At 58.3% G+C, this 16,481-nt stretch carries 19 protein-coding genes; 12 read left to right on the plus strand and 7 right to left on the minus strand.

Features of this window, described 5'->3' with window-relative positions; translation table 11 throughout:
* The first annotated feature begins 435 nt into the window (after positions 1-435).
* Both G6L97_RS08870 and G6L97_RS08875 read left to right on the plus strand, forming a co-directional pair.
* On the plus strand, positions 436-726 hold the full coding sequence (locus G6L97_RS08870) for an ArsR/SmtB family transcription factor (protein WP_003513408.1): 291 nt from the start codon (positions 436-438) through the stop codon (positions 724-726).
* 127 nt (positions 727-853) lie between these two features.
* Complete coding sequence (locus G6L97_RS08875) at positions 854-1,966, plus strand: alkene reductase (protein WP_003513410.1); 1,113 nt, start codon at positions 854-856, stop codon at positions 1,964-1,966.
* Between the two features lie 56 nt (positions 1,967-2,022).
* Here the strand turns inward: G6L97_RS08875 and G6L97_RS08880 are convergent, their stop codons facing one another.
* Together G6L97_RS08880 and G6L97_RS08885 are read right to left on the minus strand one after the other, a co-directional pair.
* Entirely contained in the window at positions 2,023-2,412 is a 390-nt protein-coding gene (locus G6L97_RS08880) for a DUF6220 domain-containing protein (protein ID WP_111783582.1), read from the minus strand.
* A complete protein-coding gene (locus G6L97_RS08885; protein WP_111783642.1) occupies positions 2,412-3,449 on the minus strand; it encodes an NAD-dependent epimerase/dehydratase family protein in 1,038 nt (345 codons plus the stop codon). Before G6L97_RS08885 ends, G6L97_RS08880 begins: the two co-directional genes overlap by 1 nt.
* A 63-nt stretch (positions 3,450-3,512) precedes the next feature.
* On the opposite strand from G6L97_RS08885, the gene G6L97_RS08890 reads away from it, so the two are divergent.
* A complete protein-coding gene (locus G6L97_RS08890) occupies positions 3,513-4,484 on the plus strand; it encodes a LysR family transcriptional regulator (protein WP_019565231.1) in 972 nt (323 codons plus the stop codon).
* A 109-nt stretch (positions 4,485-4,593) separates the two neighbouring features.
* On the opposite strand, the gene G6L97_RS08895 is transcribed toward G6L97_RS08890, so the two are convergent.
* Positions 4,594-4,860, minus strand: a complete 267-nt coding sequence (locus G6L97_RS08895; RefSeq protein ID WP_003513427.1) for a DUF2188 domain-containing protein — start codon at positions 4,858-4,860, stop codon at positions 4,594-4,596.
* 197 nt (positions 4,861-5,057) lie between these two features.
* Here G6L97_RS08895 and G6L97_RS08900 point away from each other — a divergent pair, with 197 nt between their 5' ends.
* Positions 5,058-6,164 carry a calcium:proton antiporter gene (locus G6L97_RS08900; protein ID WP_111783583.1) on the plus strand — a complete coding sequence of 369 codons (1,107 nt, stop codon included), beginning with the start codon at positions 5,058-5,060 and terminating at the stop codon, positions 6,162-6,164.
* Between the two features lie 59 nt (positions 6,165-6,223).
* On the opposite strand, the gene G6L97_RS08905 is transcribed toward G6L97_RS08900, so the two are convergent.
* Positions 6,224-7,426 carry a pyridoxal phosphate-dependent aminotransferase gene (locus G6L97_RS08905; protein ID WP_003513431.1) on the minus strand — a complete coding sequence of 401 codons (1,203 nt, stop codon included), beginning with the start codon at positions 7,424-7,426 and terminating at the stop codon, positions 6,224-6,226.
* 209 nt (positions 7,427-7,635) lie between these two features.
* Here G6L97_RS08905 and G6L97_RS08910 point away from each other — a divergent pair, with 209 nt between their 5' ends.
* The 4 genes from G6L97_RS08910 to G6L97_RS08925 all read left to right on the plus strand — a co-directional run bounded on the left by G6L97_RS08910 (position 7,636) and on the right by G6L97_RS08925 (position 10,725).
* The gene (locus tag G6L97_RS08910) at positions 7,636-8,565 is read left to right on the plus strand and encodes an EAL domain-containing protein (RefSeq protein ID WP_035198647.1); all 930 of its coding nucleotides are present in this window, start codon (positions 7,636-7,638) and stop codon (positions 8,563-8,565) included.
* Between the two features lie 145 nt (positions 8,566-8,710).
* Positions 8,711-9,022, plus strand: coding sequence for a hypothetical protein (locus G6L97_RS08915; RefSeq protein ID WP_083211489.1), 312 nt, complete (start codon positions 8,711-8,713; stop codon positions 9,020-9,022).
* A gap of 141 nt (positions 9,023-9,163) precedes the next feature.
* Complete coding sequence (locus tag G6L97_RS08920; RefSeq protein ID WP_111783584.1) at positions 9,164-10,066, plus strand: DMT family transporter; 903 nt, start codon at positions 9,164-9,166, stop codon at positions 10,064-10,066.
* Positions 10,067-10,509: 443 nt separating this feature from the next.
* On the plus strand, positions 10,510-10,725 hold the full coding sequence (locus G6L97_RS08925; RefSeq protein WP_003494703.1) for a cold-shock protein: 216 nt from the start codon (positions 10,510-10,512) through the stop codon (positions 10,723-10,725).
* Positions 10,726-10,817: 92 nt separating this feature from the next.
* Here G6L97_RS08925 and G6L97_RS08930 read toward each other — a convergent pair whose 3' ends face one another.
* Entirely contained in the window at positions 10,818-11,462 is a 645-nt protein-coding gene (locus G6L97_RS08930; protein WP_111783585.1) for an MBL fold metallo-hydrolase, read from the minus strand.
* Between the two features lie 253 nt (positions 11,463-11,715).
* Here G6L97_RS08930 and G6L97_RS08935 point away from each other — a divergent pair, with 253 nt between their 5' ends.
* From G6L97_RS08935 to G6L97_RS08950, 4 genes are all read left to right on the plus strand, one after another.
* On the plus strand, positions 11,716-12,315 hold the full coding sequence (locus tag G6L97_RS08935; protein WP_003513439.1) for a DUF1236 domain-containing protein: 600 nt from the start codon (positions 11,716-11,718) through the stop codon (positions 12,313-12,315).
* A 202-nt stretch (positions 12,316-12,517) separates the two neighbouring features.
* Positions 12,518-13,045, plus strand: a complete 528-nt coding sequence (locus tag G6L97_RS08940) for a MarR family winged helix-turn-helix transcriptional regulator (RefSeq protein ID WP_174002850.1) — start codon at positions 12,518-12,520, stop codon at positions 13,043-13,045.
* A gap of 2 nt (positions 13,046-13,047) precedes the next feature.
* Positions 13,048-13,761, plus strand: coding sequence for a response regulator (locus tag G6L97_RS08945; protein WP_003513441.1), 714 nt, complete (start codon positions 13,048-13,050; stop codon positions 13,759-13,761).
* A gap of 30 nt (positions 13,762-13,791) precedes the next feature.
* Entirely contained in the window at positions 13,792-15,171 is a 1,380-nt protein-coding gene (locus G6L97_RS08950) for an ATP-binding protein (RefSeq protein ID WP_080798043.1), read from the plus strand.
* Positions 15,172-15,292: 121 nt separating this feature from the next.
* On the opposite strand, the gene G6L97_RS08955 is transcribed toward G6L97_RS08950, so the two are convergent.
* Positions 15,293-15,634: a tRNA-binding protein gene (locus G6L97_RS08955; RefSeq protein ID WP_003513443.1), complete on the minus strand. Its 342-nt coding sequence runs from the start codon at positions 15,632-15,634 to the stop codon at positions 15,293-15,295.
* Between the two features lie 27 nt (positions 15,635-15,661).
* Positions 15,662-16,480, minus strand: coding sequence for a pyrroline-5-carboxylate reductase (gene proC, locus G6L97_RS08960; RefSeq protein ID WP_013636581.1), 819 nt, complete (start codon positions 16,478-16,480; stop codon positions 15,662-15,664).
* Position 16,481: the final 1 nt, after the last annotated feature.

Genomic DNA, 16,481 nt, shown 5'->3' on the forward strand with positions numbered 1-16,481 from the left:
TGTTTCGTGCACAAAAAAGCACCATATCGCTCTCAGTTGATGCACACGGTGGCTTTTCCTCCCAGTTCCACCGCATCAGCTGTTCCCCTCTGGAGGTTTTTGACCTTCACACTTAAAGGGCCCTGGATTTATCCGGCGGCCCTCTTTTTTTACCCGCAAGAATTTTCTCCAATTTGGCGAAATATCGCATGATGCAACCTTGTTTTGCATTCTTGCCACTCCCATATTTCAATCAGCTGTCACGCCTGCCTATGCACGCGACAGCTGTTCCCCTCTGGAGGTTTTAACCTTCAAACTCATTGGCCGCGGAGAAATCCGGCGGCCATTTTTTTGCGCGCTGTTTTCGGCCCGGGCGACTACCTCACAGAGACGTGAATTGTATATCGAAAACTATCGATATAAATATCGGACATGTCAGATATTAGAGAAACGCAGATGAACCCGGAGGAAATCCTCAAAGCCCTTTCACACCCCGCAAGGCTGAAGTTCCTCGAGTGGCTTAAGAGCCCTGAAAGTCACTTCTGTCAGGACCATCCGCTCAGCATGGGCGTATGCGCCAATCAGTTCCAGATCAGCGGCCTGTCGCAATCGACGGTCTCCTCACATCTGGCGGTTTTGCAGGCAGCTGGCCTGATAAGGTCAAAGAAAGTTGGGCAATGGGTGTTTTTCGAACGCAACGAGGAAACCATCGACGCCTTCCGCAATTATCTGCAAGCCAATCTTTGAGCCTCCCAAGCTTATAAGACCGGGGCGTCGGACCGGAAATTGCAAGGCGGTTTTCTCTCCGATGCCCATACATTAGGAAAGCGCGCCAGCCGCGCAATTTCGCCAACCGACCAGAAAGTGAAGTCGCATGACAAGTCTTTTCGAACCGGCACAGGCCGGCGATATCGCACTCGCCAACCGTATCGTCATGGCTCCCCTCACCCGCAACCGCTCGCCGGGGGCAATTCCCAACAATCTCAACGCCACCTATTACGAGCAGCGCGCAACAGCCGGGCTGATCGTGACCGAAGGCACGCCGATTTCCCAGCAAGGTCAGGGTTACGCGGATGTTCCGGGCCTCTACAAGAAGGAAGCGGTTGAGGGCTGGAAAAAGATCACGGATGGCGTGCATGTCGCCGGCGGCAAGATCGTCGCGCAGATTTGGCACGTGGGACGCATTTCCCACACCTCGCTCCAGCCGCATGGCGGACAGCCGGTCGCCCCTTCCGCGATTATCGCCAAGTCCAAGACCTATATCATCAATGATGACGGCACCGGCGCGTTTGCGGAAACCTCCGAGCCACGCGCACTGACCATCGACGATATCGGTCTTATCCTTGAAGATTACCGGACCGGCGCGCGCGCCGCACTTGAGGCCGGTTTCGACGGTGTCGAAATCCATGCCGCCAACGGTTATCTGATCGAGCAGTTCCTGAAATCCAGCACCAACCAGCGCACCGACGAATATGGCGGCTCGATCGAAAACCGCGCCCGCTTCCTTCTCGAAGTCGTCGATGCGGTGGCGGAAGAGATTGGCGCAGGCCGCACCGGCATTCGCCTGTCACCCGTCACACCCGCCAACGACATTTTCGAGGCCGACCCGCAGCCACTCTATAATTACGTTGCGGAAGAACTCGGCAAACGCAATCTGGCCTTCATCCATGTTGTTGAAGGTGCGACCGGTGGTCCGCGCGACTTCAAGCAGGGCGACAAGCCGTTCGATTACGCAGCCTTCAAGGCCGCCTATCGCAATGCGGGCGGCAAGGGCCTGTGGATCGCCAACAATGGCTACGACCGTGAGAGCGCCATCGAGGCGGTGGAAAGCGGCAAGGTTGATGCCGTGGCCTTCGGCAAGGCCTTCATCGCCAACCCGGATCTGGTGCGCCGTCTCAAGGACAACGCGCCGCTGAACGAGCCGAACCAGCCGACCTTCTATGGTGGCGGGGCTGAAGGCTATACCGACTACCCGGCTCTTGGCTGATTAGTGCTAAACTTGAAACGCCGCACCGCTCCACAGCGTTGCGGCGTTTTGCCGTTTCAGGAAAGGCCTCGCGCCTTCCGCGAAGCAAAGTCTGAAAATGCGCCCATCACGAAGGCGTTGGCCACATGCAGCGCCTGCAGAAAGCCACTGCCCGTTTCCCGACCGATGCTCATCAACGCCACCTGAAGGCAGTAGAGAGCGAGCAGCACGAGCGCGCGCCCAAGGTTTGGCCGGAGGTCATCATGACGAAGGGCGAGCACGACTAGAGATACAATGGGAACGGCGATCAGCATGCCAAGCCCTTTGTGAACCACAAGCAGCGATCCGTCATAATAGATCGACAGCCCGGCCAGCAGCACCTGCGCGAAAATCAACACCGGCACGCCTGCCGAAATCACGGCGAACATACGGCGCCGCCGGGAAAATCCATTAGCCACTGTAAGCATCACACCCTACCCCCGGCATCGGTCGCATGATGAAGGCCCGCCGGTTGCTGCACCTCGGCGAGACACCCAAGGCTCGCCAGTGTTTCCGATACTGCCGCATCGATCGGCGTTCGCGGTTCCGCGCCGAGGAATTCGACAAGCTTGCGGTTGCTCATCCGGATCGGCATCTGCCAGAGATATTTCATTTCCATGACTTCGCGGAACAGGGGAACGAACGGTGCAGCCAGCCCGACGGCTAACCACGAAAGCCGCCGCATCTTGACCGGATGGCCGACGGCCCGCTCGATTGCCCCAACCAGTTGCAGCCCGTCGAAATCCCAGACACCCTCCATGTGGTAGACGGCAAACGTCTGAAGCTCGTCCGAGCGATCGAGCAGCCGTCCGATTATCTCCGCAACATCCGGCAGATAGGCCCATTGATGCCCGGCATTCGGTACTGCTGGATTCTGAACACTGCGAACCGGCTTGCCCGGTCGCACCAGCATCTGCGAAAACCAGTTGTTCTTCGCGTCAGGACCAAAGAAATCACCGGTGCGGACGATCAGGACCGGCACGCCGCGCATCGACGCCATTTTCAAACGCCGCTCCATTTCAACGCGCAAGCCGCCCTTGCGGGTGAAAGGCTTTTGCGGACTGTCCTCCGTCAGAAGCGGAAAGGCATCCGGGCCAAAATTATAGATGCTGCCTGGAAACACGATCCTTGCCCCGCAGGCCTCGGCAGCGGCAATGGTATTGTCGAGCATCGGCAGCACTTGGCTGTCCCAGTTGCGATATCCCGGAGGATTGACCGCATGGACGATGAGCCCGGCGCCTTTTGCCGCCTTCACCACATCCTCCCGGTTCATGGCATCACCAATCACGCGCTCGACGCCATCGACGGCATCAACTGGTGCCGATCGGCGAGTCATCGCCCGCACCCGCCAGCCGCGCTGCAACAACATCTTCGAGACATGGCTGCCGACGCCACCATTCGCCCCAACAATCAGCGCCAGAGGCCGGTTATTCTCTGCTGTATTTGCGTGGATTTCATATATCATTGCCATTACTCCTTCTTCTGGGCTGGAGTATCGGGCCATCAGGCGATATACGAAATTGTCCAAATGAGTGGAGCCGCTATACAAAATCTTATAATCAGAAGCCGCGATGTCAGCTGGGATTTTTACCGCACCTTCCTCAGCGTGCTGCGCGACGGCTCGCTTTCCGCCGCCGCCCGCGAACTCGGCATTACCCAACCGACAGCTGGGCGCCATATCGGAGCGCTGGAAGAGGCCATCGGCTTTCCGCTGTTCATCCGCTCGCCGCACGGGCTGATGCCGACGGAAGCGGCGCTGGCGCTCCGGCCCTATGCGGAAAATCTGGCGGCGACGGCTGCGGCCCTTATGCGGGCGGCCTCCGGCGAGGTCGGCAAGATCGAAGGAACCGTTCGTATCAGTGCATCGGACATCATCGGCGTTGAAATGCTGCCGCCGATCATCGCTGCCATGCAGGAGATTCACCCCCGGCTTGAAATAGAACTTTCACTCTCCGACACGCTGGAAGACCTTTTGCGGCGCGAGGCTGATATCGCCATCCGCATGACCGAACCGCAGCAGGATGCCATCGTCATGCGCTATATCGGCAATTTCCGTCTGGGATTTCATGCCACACGCGATTATCTGGCAAGAGCCGGCATCCCGAAAAACATGGAAGAACTGAACAACCACCGTATGATCGGTTTCGACCGCAAGACGCCTTTCATCAGGGCGGCGATCCAGCGCATGCGCTCGCTCGATCCGGAAATACCCGATATCGAAGAAATTTCTTTCGAAATTCGCGCCGACAGCAACCTCGCCCAGCTTGCCATGATCCGCGCCAGCGCGGGCATCGGCGTCTGTCAGATCGGCCTCGCGCGCAAGGATCCGCGGCTTGTCCAGGTCCTTCCGAAAACCGACATCCCGCTGCACGCATGGGTCGCGATGCATGAAAATCTCAAGACCTCGCCGCGATGCCGTGCCGTGTTCAGCGCCCTTGTCGACGGCCTGAAGGCCCACCTGAAGGAAACCGATCCGGGCGCCCCGCCGCAACGACGCTAGCGCCATTACAGCATCGATGCCGCACGGCCTTGCGCCCGCAAATCCGCAAGACATACCGGCGAAGCATGGATGGTGATGCTGTTCTCACCGGAAATGTTGACGCACTCCATCAAAACGGTCTGGCCGGCGGTGAAATCTTGTCGACCACTTCCGCCTCCGGCCGGTCGCCGCCCTGGCTGTATTCCTCATGCCACTGGCCGCGTTCGTCCTGATAGCTGATTTCCTCGTCATCGCCGCCCACCTGCTGTTCGGCAGCAACGATGCGCGCGGCCTCGACCGCATCGGCATAGGTAGGAAATGTTTCGGAATAAGCGCCGTTCATGCGGTAGGCGAAGCCACCGTCATGTTCCACGACTTCATATACCACTTTTGTCATGCATGTTCCTCCTGTTTCAGTAGGCGACATCGCAACCACAACCGCGCTTCAAGCATTGCACCCAACGGGGGACAACACGGCATGAGCAGCATGTCCTTGACCGTAACACTATCCTACCAAAAGCACTCAAGCGCAAATCCTGCTTGATCTTAACGACGATACGTCACAGCCTCACACTCTCAGGGGAAGGGAAATCGATGGCCGGTTCTATTTTAAAGCAGGAGCGCATGTTGCTGCTGGCAATACCGGTGGCAGCCGTCGCCTATATGGCCGAACATGCGATATTCGAGGCCGGCAAAACGGCGTCGCTGATTGCCGCGATCGCCCTGATCGGGATGATCGTTCTGGTGTCGATGCGGGTTGCCCACCACGCCGAAATCCTCGCCGCCAAGGTCGGCGACCCCTATGGCACGATGATACTGACGCTGTCTGCCGTGGCGGTGGAAGTGTTGATCCTTGCCATCATCATGAGCGAATCCAATTCGCCGACGCTCGTGCGTGACACGATCTATTCCGCCGTGATGATCGACATCAACGGCATTCTGGGACTGGCCGCCCTGCTGGGAGGCCTTCGCCACGGCGAGCAGCCCTACAATGACGATTCAGGCAAGACCTACGGCGTCATGATCCTGACTGCCATGGGCATCTCGATGATCGTGCCGGAATTCATCCCAAAGGAAAGCTGGCACGTCTATTCCGCCTTCACCATCTTCGCAATGATCGCGCTTTATGCGCTGTTCCTGAAAATGCAGGTTGGTCCGCACAGCTATTTCTTCAGCTACGCCTATCCCCGCAAGGCTCATCCCAGCGGTCATCCATCCGGCGATCACACGGAGGACGAGGATGAGGGCAGCGTGTCCCTCTCCATCGGTCTCATCATCGCGGGCGTCGTACTGATCGGCGTGCTGGCGGAATTCATGGCGGCCTTCCTAAGCCAGAGCCTCGAGGGCACAAGCGCGCCACCGGCACTGATGGCCGTCGTGGTCGCGACGATCTCCGCATCACCGGAAATCCTGACCGCGCTCAGGTCCGCATTGCGCAACCGCATGCAGGCCGTGGTCAATATCGCCATGGGCGCATCGCTTTCGACGGTCATCCTCACCGTCCCCGTGATGGAGGGCATCGCACTCTACACCGGTCAGCCGTTCATCATGGCGATGACCCCGGTTCAGACGGTCATGGTCTTCATCACCCTCATCGCCGCCGCCATCAACCTCAATGACGGTGAAACCAACGCGATCGAGGGAATGACGCATTTCATCCTCTTCGCCACCTTCATCATGCTGTTGTTTCTCGGGCTTTAGCCGCAACAAAAAAAGCCCGGCATCGCTGCCGGGCTTTGTTATTCAATATCCTAGACCGATCAGCGGCAATCGGCGCAGAAGCGCTGGATGCGCTTGCAGGCCTCTTCCAGCAGTGCTTCCGACGTGGCGTAGGAAATGCGGAAGTTCGGGCCGAGGCCGAACGCCGATCCCTGCACGACGGCAACACCTTCGGCTTCCAGAAGCTCGGAGACGAAATCCACATCCGACTCGATGACCTTGCCGGACGGCGCGGTCTTGCCGATCATGCCGGCGCAGGACGGATAGACGTAGAATGCGCCTTCCGGAGCCGGGCAATTGATGCCTTTCGCCTGGTTGAGCATGGAGACGACGAGATCGCGGCGGCCTTCAAAAATCTTCTTGTTGGCCGGAATGAAATCCTGCGTGCCGTTCAGCGCTTCGACAGCCGCCCACTGAGCAATCGAGCTGGCGCCCGAGGTCTGCTGGCCCTGGATCATATCCATGGCCTTGATAAGCGGCAGCGGGCCGGCTGCATAGCCGATACGCCAGCCGGTCATGGCATAGGCCTTGGAGACGCCGTTCATAGTAAGCGTGCGGTCATAGAGCGAAGGCTCCACCTCAACCGGCGTGACGAATTTGAAGTCGCCATAGGTCAGGTGTTCGTACATGTCATCAGTCAGCACCCAGACGTGCGGATGCTTGACCAGCACGTCCGTCAATGCCTTCAGCTCGTCATGCGAATAGGCAGCGCCCGAAGGGTTGGACGGCGAGTTGAAAACGAACCACTTGGTCTTCGGCGTGATCGCCTTTTCCAGCGCTTCCGGCTTCAGCTTGAAATTGTCTTCGAGCGTCGTGTCGACGAAGACAGGCGTACCGCCGCAGATCGCCACCATTTCCGGATAGCTGACCCAGTAAGGTGCAGGAATGACGACTTCGTCACCCGGGTTGAGAGTGGCCATGAAGGCGTTGAAAAGGATCTGCTTGCCACCGGTTCCGACGATGGTCTGCTCCGGCTTGTAGTCCAGACCGTTTTCGCGCTTGAACTTGTCGGCGATCGCCTTGCGCAGTTCAGGAATACCTGAAACGGGCGTGTATTTCGTTTCGCCGCGCTTGATGGCGTCAATGGCGGCTTCCTTGATGTTTTCGGGCGTATCGAAATCCGGCTCGCCGGCGCCAAGGCTGATCACATCGCGGCCCTTCGCTTTAAGCTCACGGGCTTTCTGGGTAACAGCGATGGTGGCGGATGGCTTTACGCGGGAGAGAATGTCGGCAAGGAAGGCCATTTTTAATCGGTCCTGTTGTGGTTGACATCGGCAGAGGCGGAAAATCCTGTCTTCTGCGGCATTTTCTATGTCGAAAGACAGGCGCTCTTTCAAGGTCAAAAGCAGCATATGTGACACGGGGAAGAATTTAAACCTTCCTTAACCCGGAAGTAACGCTTGATGCGCTATATTCTCCGGCTAGAGGTCGTGTCTCTGTAGCTGGTTGAAAAATGGCGCCCAAAAGCATCTTTTCCAGTCTTGTCCGCGAGGTCGATGGCACATGGTCCACGGCCTATGGCACCTTCAACTTGAAATCCGCCCTGCAGCCCATCTTTCGCCGAACGATGAACGGCGCTCTCGACATCGATTCCTTCGAGGGTCTGGTGCGCCCCCATCGCAACGGCGAACCTGTGACACCGGGTGAATTCTTCTCGCTGGTGGCGCCTGAAGATATAGAGAATATCGACAGTATTCTGCGCACGATCCACATTCTCAATACCGGCAGGCTCAATCGTTCGCGCGCCCGCGTCTTCGTCAACTTCCATCCGGGCCTGTTCCAGACCCCGGCCAAGATGCGTCAGGAAGTGGAGCGCATGCGCCTTACCGCCCACGAGGCCGGCATGACGGCAGACCGCATCGTCTGCGAAATCTCCGAGAAAAAAGTCTCCGATACGCAGATGGTCGCCGACTTCGCCTATCATATGCATGACATCGGTTTTCGCGTGGCGCTGGACGATTATGGCGCGGGCGATTCCGACATTGACCGGGTGAAACTCATCAAGCCGGACTATGTGAAATTCGAGGCAGGCTGGGTGCGTGATTTCATGCAGAATTCGGCAGGCGCCGCCCTTCTGCGCGTCATCGTCAGCCAGTTTCGCGACGATGGGATAGAGCCGGTGTTCGAAGGACTGGAAACCGGCAGGCAGGTGGATATCTGCGAGGACCTCGGCGTCCTGCTGATGCAGGGATACGTGTTGGCAAAACCCGAACTAGCGCCGACGAGTTTCGACGCTCGCTTTCCCGAACTCGGCAGCGGATATTTTTCACCCTCGCCAAGGTCGGACAGAAGTACTGCGACACCGGCATTCCCGCGTGAAGACCGCCTCGCCGAGCCGCATACCCTGCGCCAGACCCGAACCTTCGGAAAACGCGGCCTTTGAGGCCGTTGACAGCGAAATTGTCTCGAAATCGGCTTTGCCACGATATTGCCACAATAAATACTGCGGAACGCCTGAATTCGGTCTCCAAGCCGTCCATTTCGAAGCCTCTTTTATCCTTTGAGAACAGGGACAAGAGGCGATCGCCATGTTTACCAACGACAGGACATCAGTTGAACGGTTAAGGGCGCAGAGAACGCTGTTTTCCCTCTGGATGGCCATTGCCGCCTTTCTTGTCGTCGTCACCATGGCCGCCGGGATCGCAACCTCGGCCAATGCAGCCTCTCAGGCAATCGACACCCTGCAGACATCCTCTATTCCGCAGGTGACGGCAACCGCGCGGGCGGGCGGCCACCTGTTGCTGGTTATCTTCTCCGCCGCAGCCTTCATAAGCCTCGGCATAGGCGGCCTCGCGCTCACCCGGCGAAGCCTGAAGGACGAGGCCCGCCGCCACAAGTAAGCCGCCCTCTCCTCGACTTGCGGCATCGGCGTGTTGCTGCTAAAGCACAGGGGAAGTCGTCAGAACGACGTTTCAAAAATCCCCGAAATGCCAAGGCCGCGACGGAATGATCTTCGGGCCCCTGCTGTGCTGGTGCCATCAATGACGCGTATTCAGGCCAACATGCTGCTTCTGCTCGCCGCGGCGATCTGGGGAGGCGGTTTCGTCGCACAATCATCCGCCATGGCCTCGATCGGGCCATTCTGGTTCGTCGGTTTACGCTTCGCCATTGCCGCCATCGCCGTGCTGCCATTCGCCCTGATGGAAAACCGCTCGAAAAAATCGCCGCCACGTCGCAGGGAAATCGGCGGCTTCATCCTTGTGGGCCTCGCCCTGTTCGGCGGCGCGACGACGCAGCAGGTCGGGCTTTTGACTACAACCGTCACGAATTCCAGCTTCCTGACGGGACTTTACGTCATCTTCGTACCCGTGATCGCCGTCGTTCTTTACCGGCGCCATCCCCACTGGATCGTCTGGCCCGGCGCCCTGATGATGCTGGGCGGAATATTCCTGCTCTCGGGCGGCGCACTCGAGACGCTGACGCAGGGCGATATTCTCAGCATCATCTGCGCCTTCTTCTGGGCAATCCAGATTACGCTTGCAGGTCGTTTCGTTTCCGAAAGCGGACGGCCGCTTGCGCTGTCATGCACTCAGTTTGCGATTTGCTCTCTCTTGAGTTGCATGATCGGCCTTGCGGTAGAACCCATCAGCATGGCGTCCATAGAAGGGTCGCTGGCGGAAATTCTATACGTCGGCCTCGTATCCTCCGGCCTCGCCTTCGTTTTGCAGGTCGTCGCCCAGCGGTATACGACCGCGCCGCAGGCTGCGATATTTCTCTCTTCAGAGGCACTTTTCGGAGCCTTGCTGGCGTCGATTTTCCTGAAGGAAACCATTTCCAACGCCGGTTATATCGGCTGCGTGATTATTTTCGCCGCTATATTGATCGTCGAACTGGTGCCGGAACTGACGCGTAAACGGCAAAAAACCGTCGTTGGAACGGCCTAACGCAGAAAGAACTGATTTTTCTGTTTCGAGGAAAAATCGTACCGCCGCATTCAAAATTTTGCCCGGAAACCGAAGGCAACCGGCAATTATTTCATCAATTATCAAATATGCGGAAAAAATGTGCGACTACGCGCAGGAATTCTACCGCAGGTTTTTATCCGACAAAAAGCCCGTGAAAACTTTTGCTTGCCAATTTTCCATAAACGCAGCAATCTACTGCGGTTCGGGCAATTTGCGAGCATGGGAAGGCCTATAAATTTGCGCACTGGGGACGCTATAAACCTCGGGCGGTGGGACGAAAAACGTTGGATGAGAACGCCATTACTTCCCGCTGTGAAGGTCCTTTTTCTCAATAGTCAAGAGCTGCCTGCCAACGCCCTCGCGGGGCAAAACTGTAATGCTGCCTGTAGCTGAACGCGGGCAGAGCGAAAAGGACCTGATGCATGGCCGAAACTGGCACCGTAAAATTCTTCAACACAGACAAAGGCTTCGGCTTCATCAAGCCAGACAATGGTGGCGCTGATATCTTTGTTCATATCTCTGCCGTACAGGCTTCCGGCCTGTCCGGACTTTCAGAAAATCAGAAAGTGAGCTTCGACACGGAACCGGATCGTCGCGGCAAGGGCCCGAAGGCAGTCAATCTGCAGATTGCTGGCTAACCCTAAAACGGCTTTCATTTCTAGTTGAAGCCCGGCAGGAATGCCGGGTTTTTTTATGCCCAATCCGGAGGCGCCAATACGCGCCCGGAAACTCAGATCCCCTTGAGATAGGGGTTGGTGCGCCGCTCCTCGCCAAGCCGCCCGCCGGGGCCATGGCCGCAGATAAATCCGACATCATCACCCAGCGGCAGCAGCTTGTCGCGAATGGACGCCATCAATTGCTCGTGGTTCCCGCCCGGCAGGTCGGTACGCCCCACCGACCCCGCAAACAGCACATCGCCGACATGGGCGAATTGCTGGTCGCGATTATAATAGATGACGTGACCTGGAGCGTGACCCGGGCAATGGTAGACTTCAAAGACATGATCCCCGAAAGATACCGTGTCGCCCTCATTCAGCCACCTGTCCGGCAAAACGTTCTGAAGACCGCTGATGCCGTATTTCTGGGCCTGGGTCTCGATCCTCTCGAGCAGCGGCCGATCGTCCTCATGCGGGCCGATCACCGGCAGGGAAAGCTTCTCGCGCAGTTCCTTGGCGCCGCCGGCATGGTCGAGATGGCCGTGCGTCAGCCAGATTTCCTTGAGCGCGATGCCGTTTTCGGAAACCACCTGAAGAATGACATCCACATCCCCACCGGGATCGACGACAACGCCTTCCTTCGTATCCTCATCGAAGAGAATGGTGCAGTTCTGCTCGAACGGCGTGACCGGAATAATGCCCGCCTGCAACTTTCCCATATCCCGTGTCTCCCTGTCTGACAAATCCCGCCTCCTATAGCCTGCGGCCGGTTCCGGCACAATGGCGGAGGAAAAAGCAACGGTTTCCGGTGACCTTGCTACTTCTAAAAACTATGAGTTAATCCAATTAGATATCGGAAATTTTCCCGCTCGAGACGGGAGGTATCTGTGAAAAATGTGGAACGCCCTGAAGGCTGCGACGTTGTAGGTCCAGTCTTTAGTTGTAGGTCCAGTCTTTAAAGGAGTGAGACACATGGACAAGACGCTTAAAATGCTCATGGCTGGCGGCGCTTTCGCCCTGATGGCCGGTTACGCAAACGCCGCCATGGTCGCCACAACAGCATCGGACGTTTCCGTTCGCTCGGGCCCAGGCGAGGATTATCCCGAGCTTGGCCTTGCCACCCGTGGCAGCAACGCGGTTCTGGATGGCTGCATGGACGGCAGCAGCTGGTGCCGCATCGAAGTCAACGGCCTGCGCGGCTGGGCACATGCAGATTATCTGAATGTTATGTATGAGGGCTCTCCCGTCATTCTCGAACAGCGCCGCTCCGATATCAGCGTGCCGGTCGTGACTTACGAGAAGACCTCGAGCGTACAGGCAGAACCCAACCCCGGCGATCCGAACCTTGGCCGCGTTGGTGAAGTCAATCCGCCCGAAACAGTCATCTCCTATATTGACGAGCACCCTGCGGACACTGTCACCTTTGATGGCGAGGTAGCGGTCGGCAGCACCCTGCCCTCCGATACCCGGCTCGTGGAAATCCCTGATTACCAGTATCGCTACGTTCAGGTAAACGACGTGCCGGTTCTGGTGGAGCCATCGACGCGCCGGATTGTCTACGTCTACCAGTAGACGCGAACTCGATACCGGCAGCATGAAACCAATGAAGAGCGCGGGCTTTCCGCGCTCTTTTCTATTTACGGTAAAGGTCAGTCAGGATTCCAGTTGCACCGGCACCCGCAGCATATTATCCACCGCAACAGAAAATGATCGCGGCATCCTCCCGAGCGGACGCATTTTCGGCTATGTTTACAGAATATTGGCGCATCGACGCATGTCAGCCGCAGAATATGAAGGAACCGCAGTGCCACCGCAATCGCTCAAAACCGCAGCCGCCAAGCAGACACCGGCACTCCCGAAGGTTGACGACGGCAAGATCGACTTCGATACGATAGAGGCGCTGTTCTTCGCGTATCGCGATTTCGTCTCCGATCCAGATGTCATTCTTTCGAAACTGGAATATGGGCGCGCGCATCACCGGGTGGTCTATTTCGTCAGCAGGCAGCCCGGCATGACGGTGGCGGATCTGCTCGACACCCTGCAGATCACCAAGCAGAGCCTTGCCCGCGTGCTCAAGCAATTGATCGACGACGGTTATATCCGCCAGATGGCTGGCCCGGAAGACCGCCGCCAGCGCAGGCTCTATCCGACGCTGACAGGGCGCGAACTGGCGCTGGCGCTGAGCGAGCCGCAGTCGCGCCGGATCGACCGTGCGCTGGAAGGGCTTGGACCCGACGCCCGCGCCTGCGTTCGCAAGTTTCTGGCGCAGATGCGCAGCCCGACACCGGGGGAAGGCGACTGACGATGGCCACGGCAACGACAAAACTCCCCCCCGCTGATGACGATGCGGCCCACCTTCTGATCGTCGATGACGACGCCCGCATTCGCAATCTTCTGCAACGTTTCCTCGGCGACAAGGGATACCGCATCTCCGTCGCAGCCGATGCGGCAGAAGCCCGGCGCAAGATGGTAGGCATCCGTTTCGACCTTCTCATTCTCGACGTGATGATGCCGGGGGAAAACGGGCTTTCGCTCACCCGCTCGCTGAATGAGAACAAATCCGTGCCGGTCATTCTCCTGACCGCCCGCTCGGAGGCGGATTCGCGAATTGCTGGGCTGGAAGCCGGCGCGGATGATTATCTAGCGAAGCCTTTCGATCCGCGCGAACTTGTCCTTCGTATCAACAACATCCTGCGACGCAACACTTCGCCGGATACGCCCAAGATCGAACAGATCATGTTCGGCCCCTACAGCTTCTCTATCCCCAGGAAGGAATTGCGGCGCGGCGCTGAAACGATCCGCCTGACGGATCGCGAACAGGAGATCATGCTGCTCTTTGCGCTTCGCGCCGGCGATACCATTCCACGGCACGAGCTGGTCGAGGCGGAATCCGAAGTGGGCGAAAGAACAATCGATGTGCAGATCAACCGCCTTCGCCGCAAGATCGAGGACGACCCTGCCAACCCGGTCTATCTGCAAACGGTGCGTGGCATCGGCTACCGCCTGAGCGTGGATTGACAAGGACAAACGAAAGGCGGGCGCACAGCCATGGCGAGCCTCGATTTTCTAATCACTGTCAGGAATAGCGGCGTAGCGAAGACCTGGCGCGCATTTGCCAGATGGCTTCGCCACTGGCTGCCCACCGGGCTTTATACGCGCTCGCTGCTGATCATCATCCTGCCGATGATCCTGCTTCAGGGCGTTGTCGCGGCCGTTTTCATGGAGCGTCACTGGCAGCTGGTTACCGAGCGCCTTTCCTCCGCCGTAACGCGCGATATCGCAGCGATCATCGAGCTTCTGCAAACTGATGAGGAAGAAGACGACTATCAGCGCGTCATCCGCATCGCTCGCGAGAAGCTGGGTCTCAGCATCTACATCGAGCCGAAGGCCGATTTGCCGGCCCCGAGACCAGAACCGTTGTTTTCCATTCTGGATACGATCCTCGCCAATCAGCTGACCCAGCAAATCGGCCGGCCATTCTGGATCGATACTTATGGCAACGGTTCCCTGGTTGAAATACGTGTCCAGCTCGAAGACAAGACGCTCCGCGTCTTTACCAGCCGCAGCGCCGCTTATGCCTCCAACACGCATATCTTCCTTGTCTGGATGGTCGGTGCATCGCTGGTTCTGATCGCCATTTCCATCCTGTTCCTGCGCGGGCAGATCAAGCCTATCGAAGCGCTTGCCAAGGCGGCCGAAAATTTCGGCAGGGGCCAGAAGATCAGCGCCTATTCCCCACGTGGCGCGGACGAGGTGCGGCGGGCGGGTCTTGCCTTCATATTGATGCGCGAACGCATCGAGCGGCAGATGGAACAGCGCACTGCCATGCTGAACGGTGTCAGCCACGACCTGCGCACCATCCTCACCCGTTTCAAGCTGCAACTCGCGCTTGCCGGCGACAATCCTGATCTGGAAGGGTTGGACAAGGATGTCGAGGATATGCAGTCGATGCTGGAGGCCTACCTCACCTTTGCCCGCACCGATGTCGAGGAGGATGTCGGCACGCTGGAGCTTCCGGCACTTCTGGAAAAAATCGACTATGATTTCGAGCTGCACGGCAAGAAATTCAGCTACGAGCTATATAATATCGACCAGATCATCGCGCGCCCGAATGCCCTCTCCCGCCTCGTCGCCAATCTCGCGGAGAATGCCCGGCGCTATGCCAGCAAGCTCCATATCGACATCCGCAAGGCGCCACGCTCCATCATCATGACGTTTGATGATGACGGGCCGGGTATTCCGGAAGCGTCAAGGGAGGATGTCTTCAAGCCGTTCTTCCGGCTGGACGAGGCACGCAACCTCAACGCCTCTGGCACCGGGCTCGGCCTCTCCATCGTCCGCGACATCGCCCGCAGCCATGGCGGTGACGTATCGCTGGACGACAGCCCGATGGGCGGATTGCGGGTAATCGTCAAAATTCCGGCGTAGAGCAGCGGAGAGAAAAATGTGATGCGGCTCGCCCGCATCCGTCATTCCAGCCTTGAACCGGAATGACGGAGAAAGAGTGTTCAGCCTGCGCAATCTTCGGGTTGCGTGTTGTTGCGCTTTCTCAGCACATTTTCTCGCCGTTCGGCACCGGCCGCTCGACCGCGGCAAGCACGATGTCGCCGTTGCCATCGGCAAACCCCAGTGTCAGAACTTCGGAGCGGAACGGGCCAATCTGGCGCGGCGGAAAATTCACCACACCCAGCACCTGCCGGCCGATCAGACTTTCCGGGGTATAGTGCACCGTGATTTGCGCCGAGGATTTCTTGATGCCGATCTCGGGGCCGAAATCGATCTTCACCTTGATCGCCGGCTTGCGTGCTTCCGGAAAAGGCTCTGCCTCGACGATCGTGCCGACACGGATATCGACCTTCTCGAAATCGGCATAGGAAATTTCACTGCTCATGCCCTGCTCCCGCCAGCCTGCTCGTCTTCAACCAGCCAGTTCTTCGGCGCGATTTTTCGCCGCAGCGATCGCCTTGTCAAACAGGGGCTGCATGCCGTCTTCGGCCATCAGCACCGAAAGTGCGGCGGCCGTTGTACCGCCCGGCGAGGTAACGTTCTGGCGCAGGCGCGCCGCCTCGTCAGAAGACTGATGCAGGAGTTCGCCAGCACCGGCCACGGTTTCACGCGCCAGCCGCATGGCTATATCCGCCGGCAGACCGGCCTTGCGACCGGCTTCCGCCATGCATTCAACCAGATAGAAGACATAGGCCGGACCGCTTCCCGAAACCGCGGTAACCGCGTCGATATCGCTTTCGGTTTCCACCCATTCGACCGGACCGCTGACCTTCAGCAATCCATCCACCACTGCCTTTAGCGCCGGCGTCACCAATTCGTTGGCATAGGCGCCCGTCACGCCACGGCCAACCATGGCCGGCGTGTTCGGCATGGCCCGCACGGCGGCGACCGAGCCGAAATGCGAAACGAAAGTGCCGATGGTGGTGCCGGCCGCAATCGAAACCACCACGGTCTCGGGTCCGAGCAAGGGCTTGAGGGAGGGTAGCACTGCTTCCATCATCTGCGGTTTTACCGCGACAAACAGAATGCCCGCCTTCACGCCGTCAGGCACGCTTTCGCTATGCGTGGCGCCCGCTTCCGCAATTGTCGTGCGCATGGCGTCGGAGGGGCGCGGATCGATGACGATAACCTGCGAACCCGGCACGCCCTTTTTCAGCCAGCCCGAAAGCAAAGCGCCGCCCATATTGCCCGCCCCAACGAGGACGAGAGGACCGGAAGCCCTGTAGACCATT

The organism is Agrobacterium tumefaciens, assembly GCF_013318015.2.
GTDB classification, from domain to species: Bacteria; Pseudomonadota; Alphaproteobacteria; order Rhizobiales; family Rhizobiaceae; genus Agrobacterium; species Agrobacterium tumefaciens.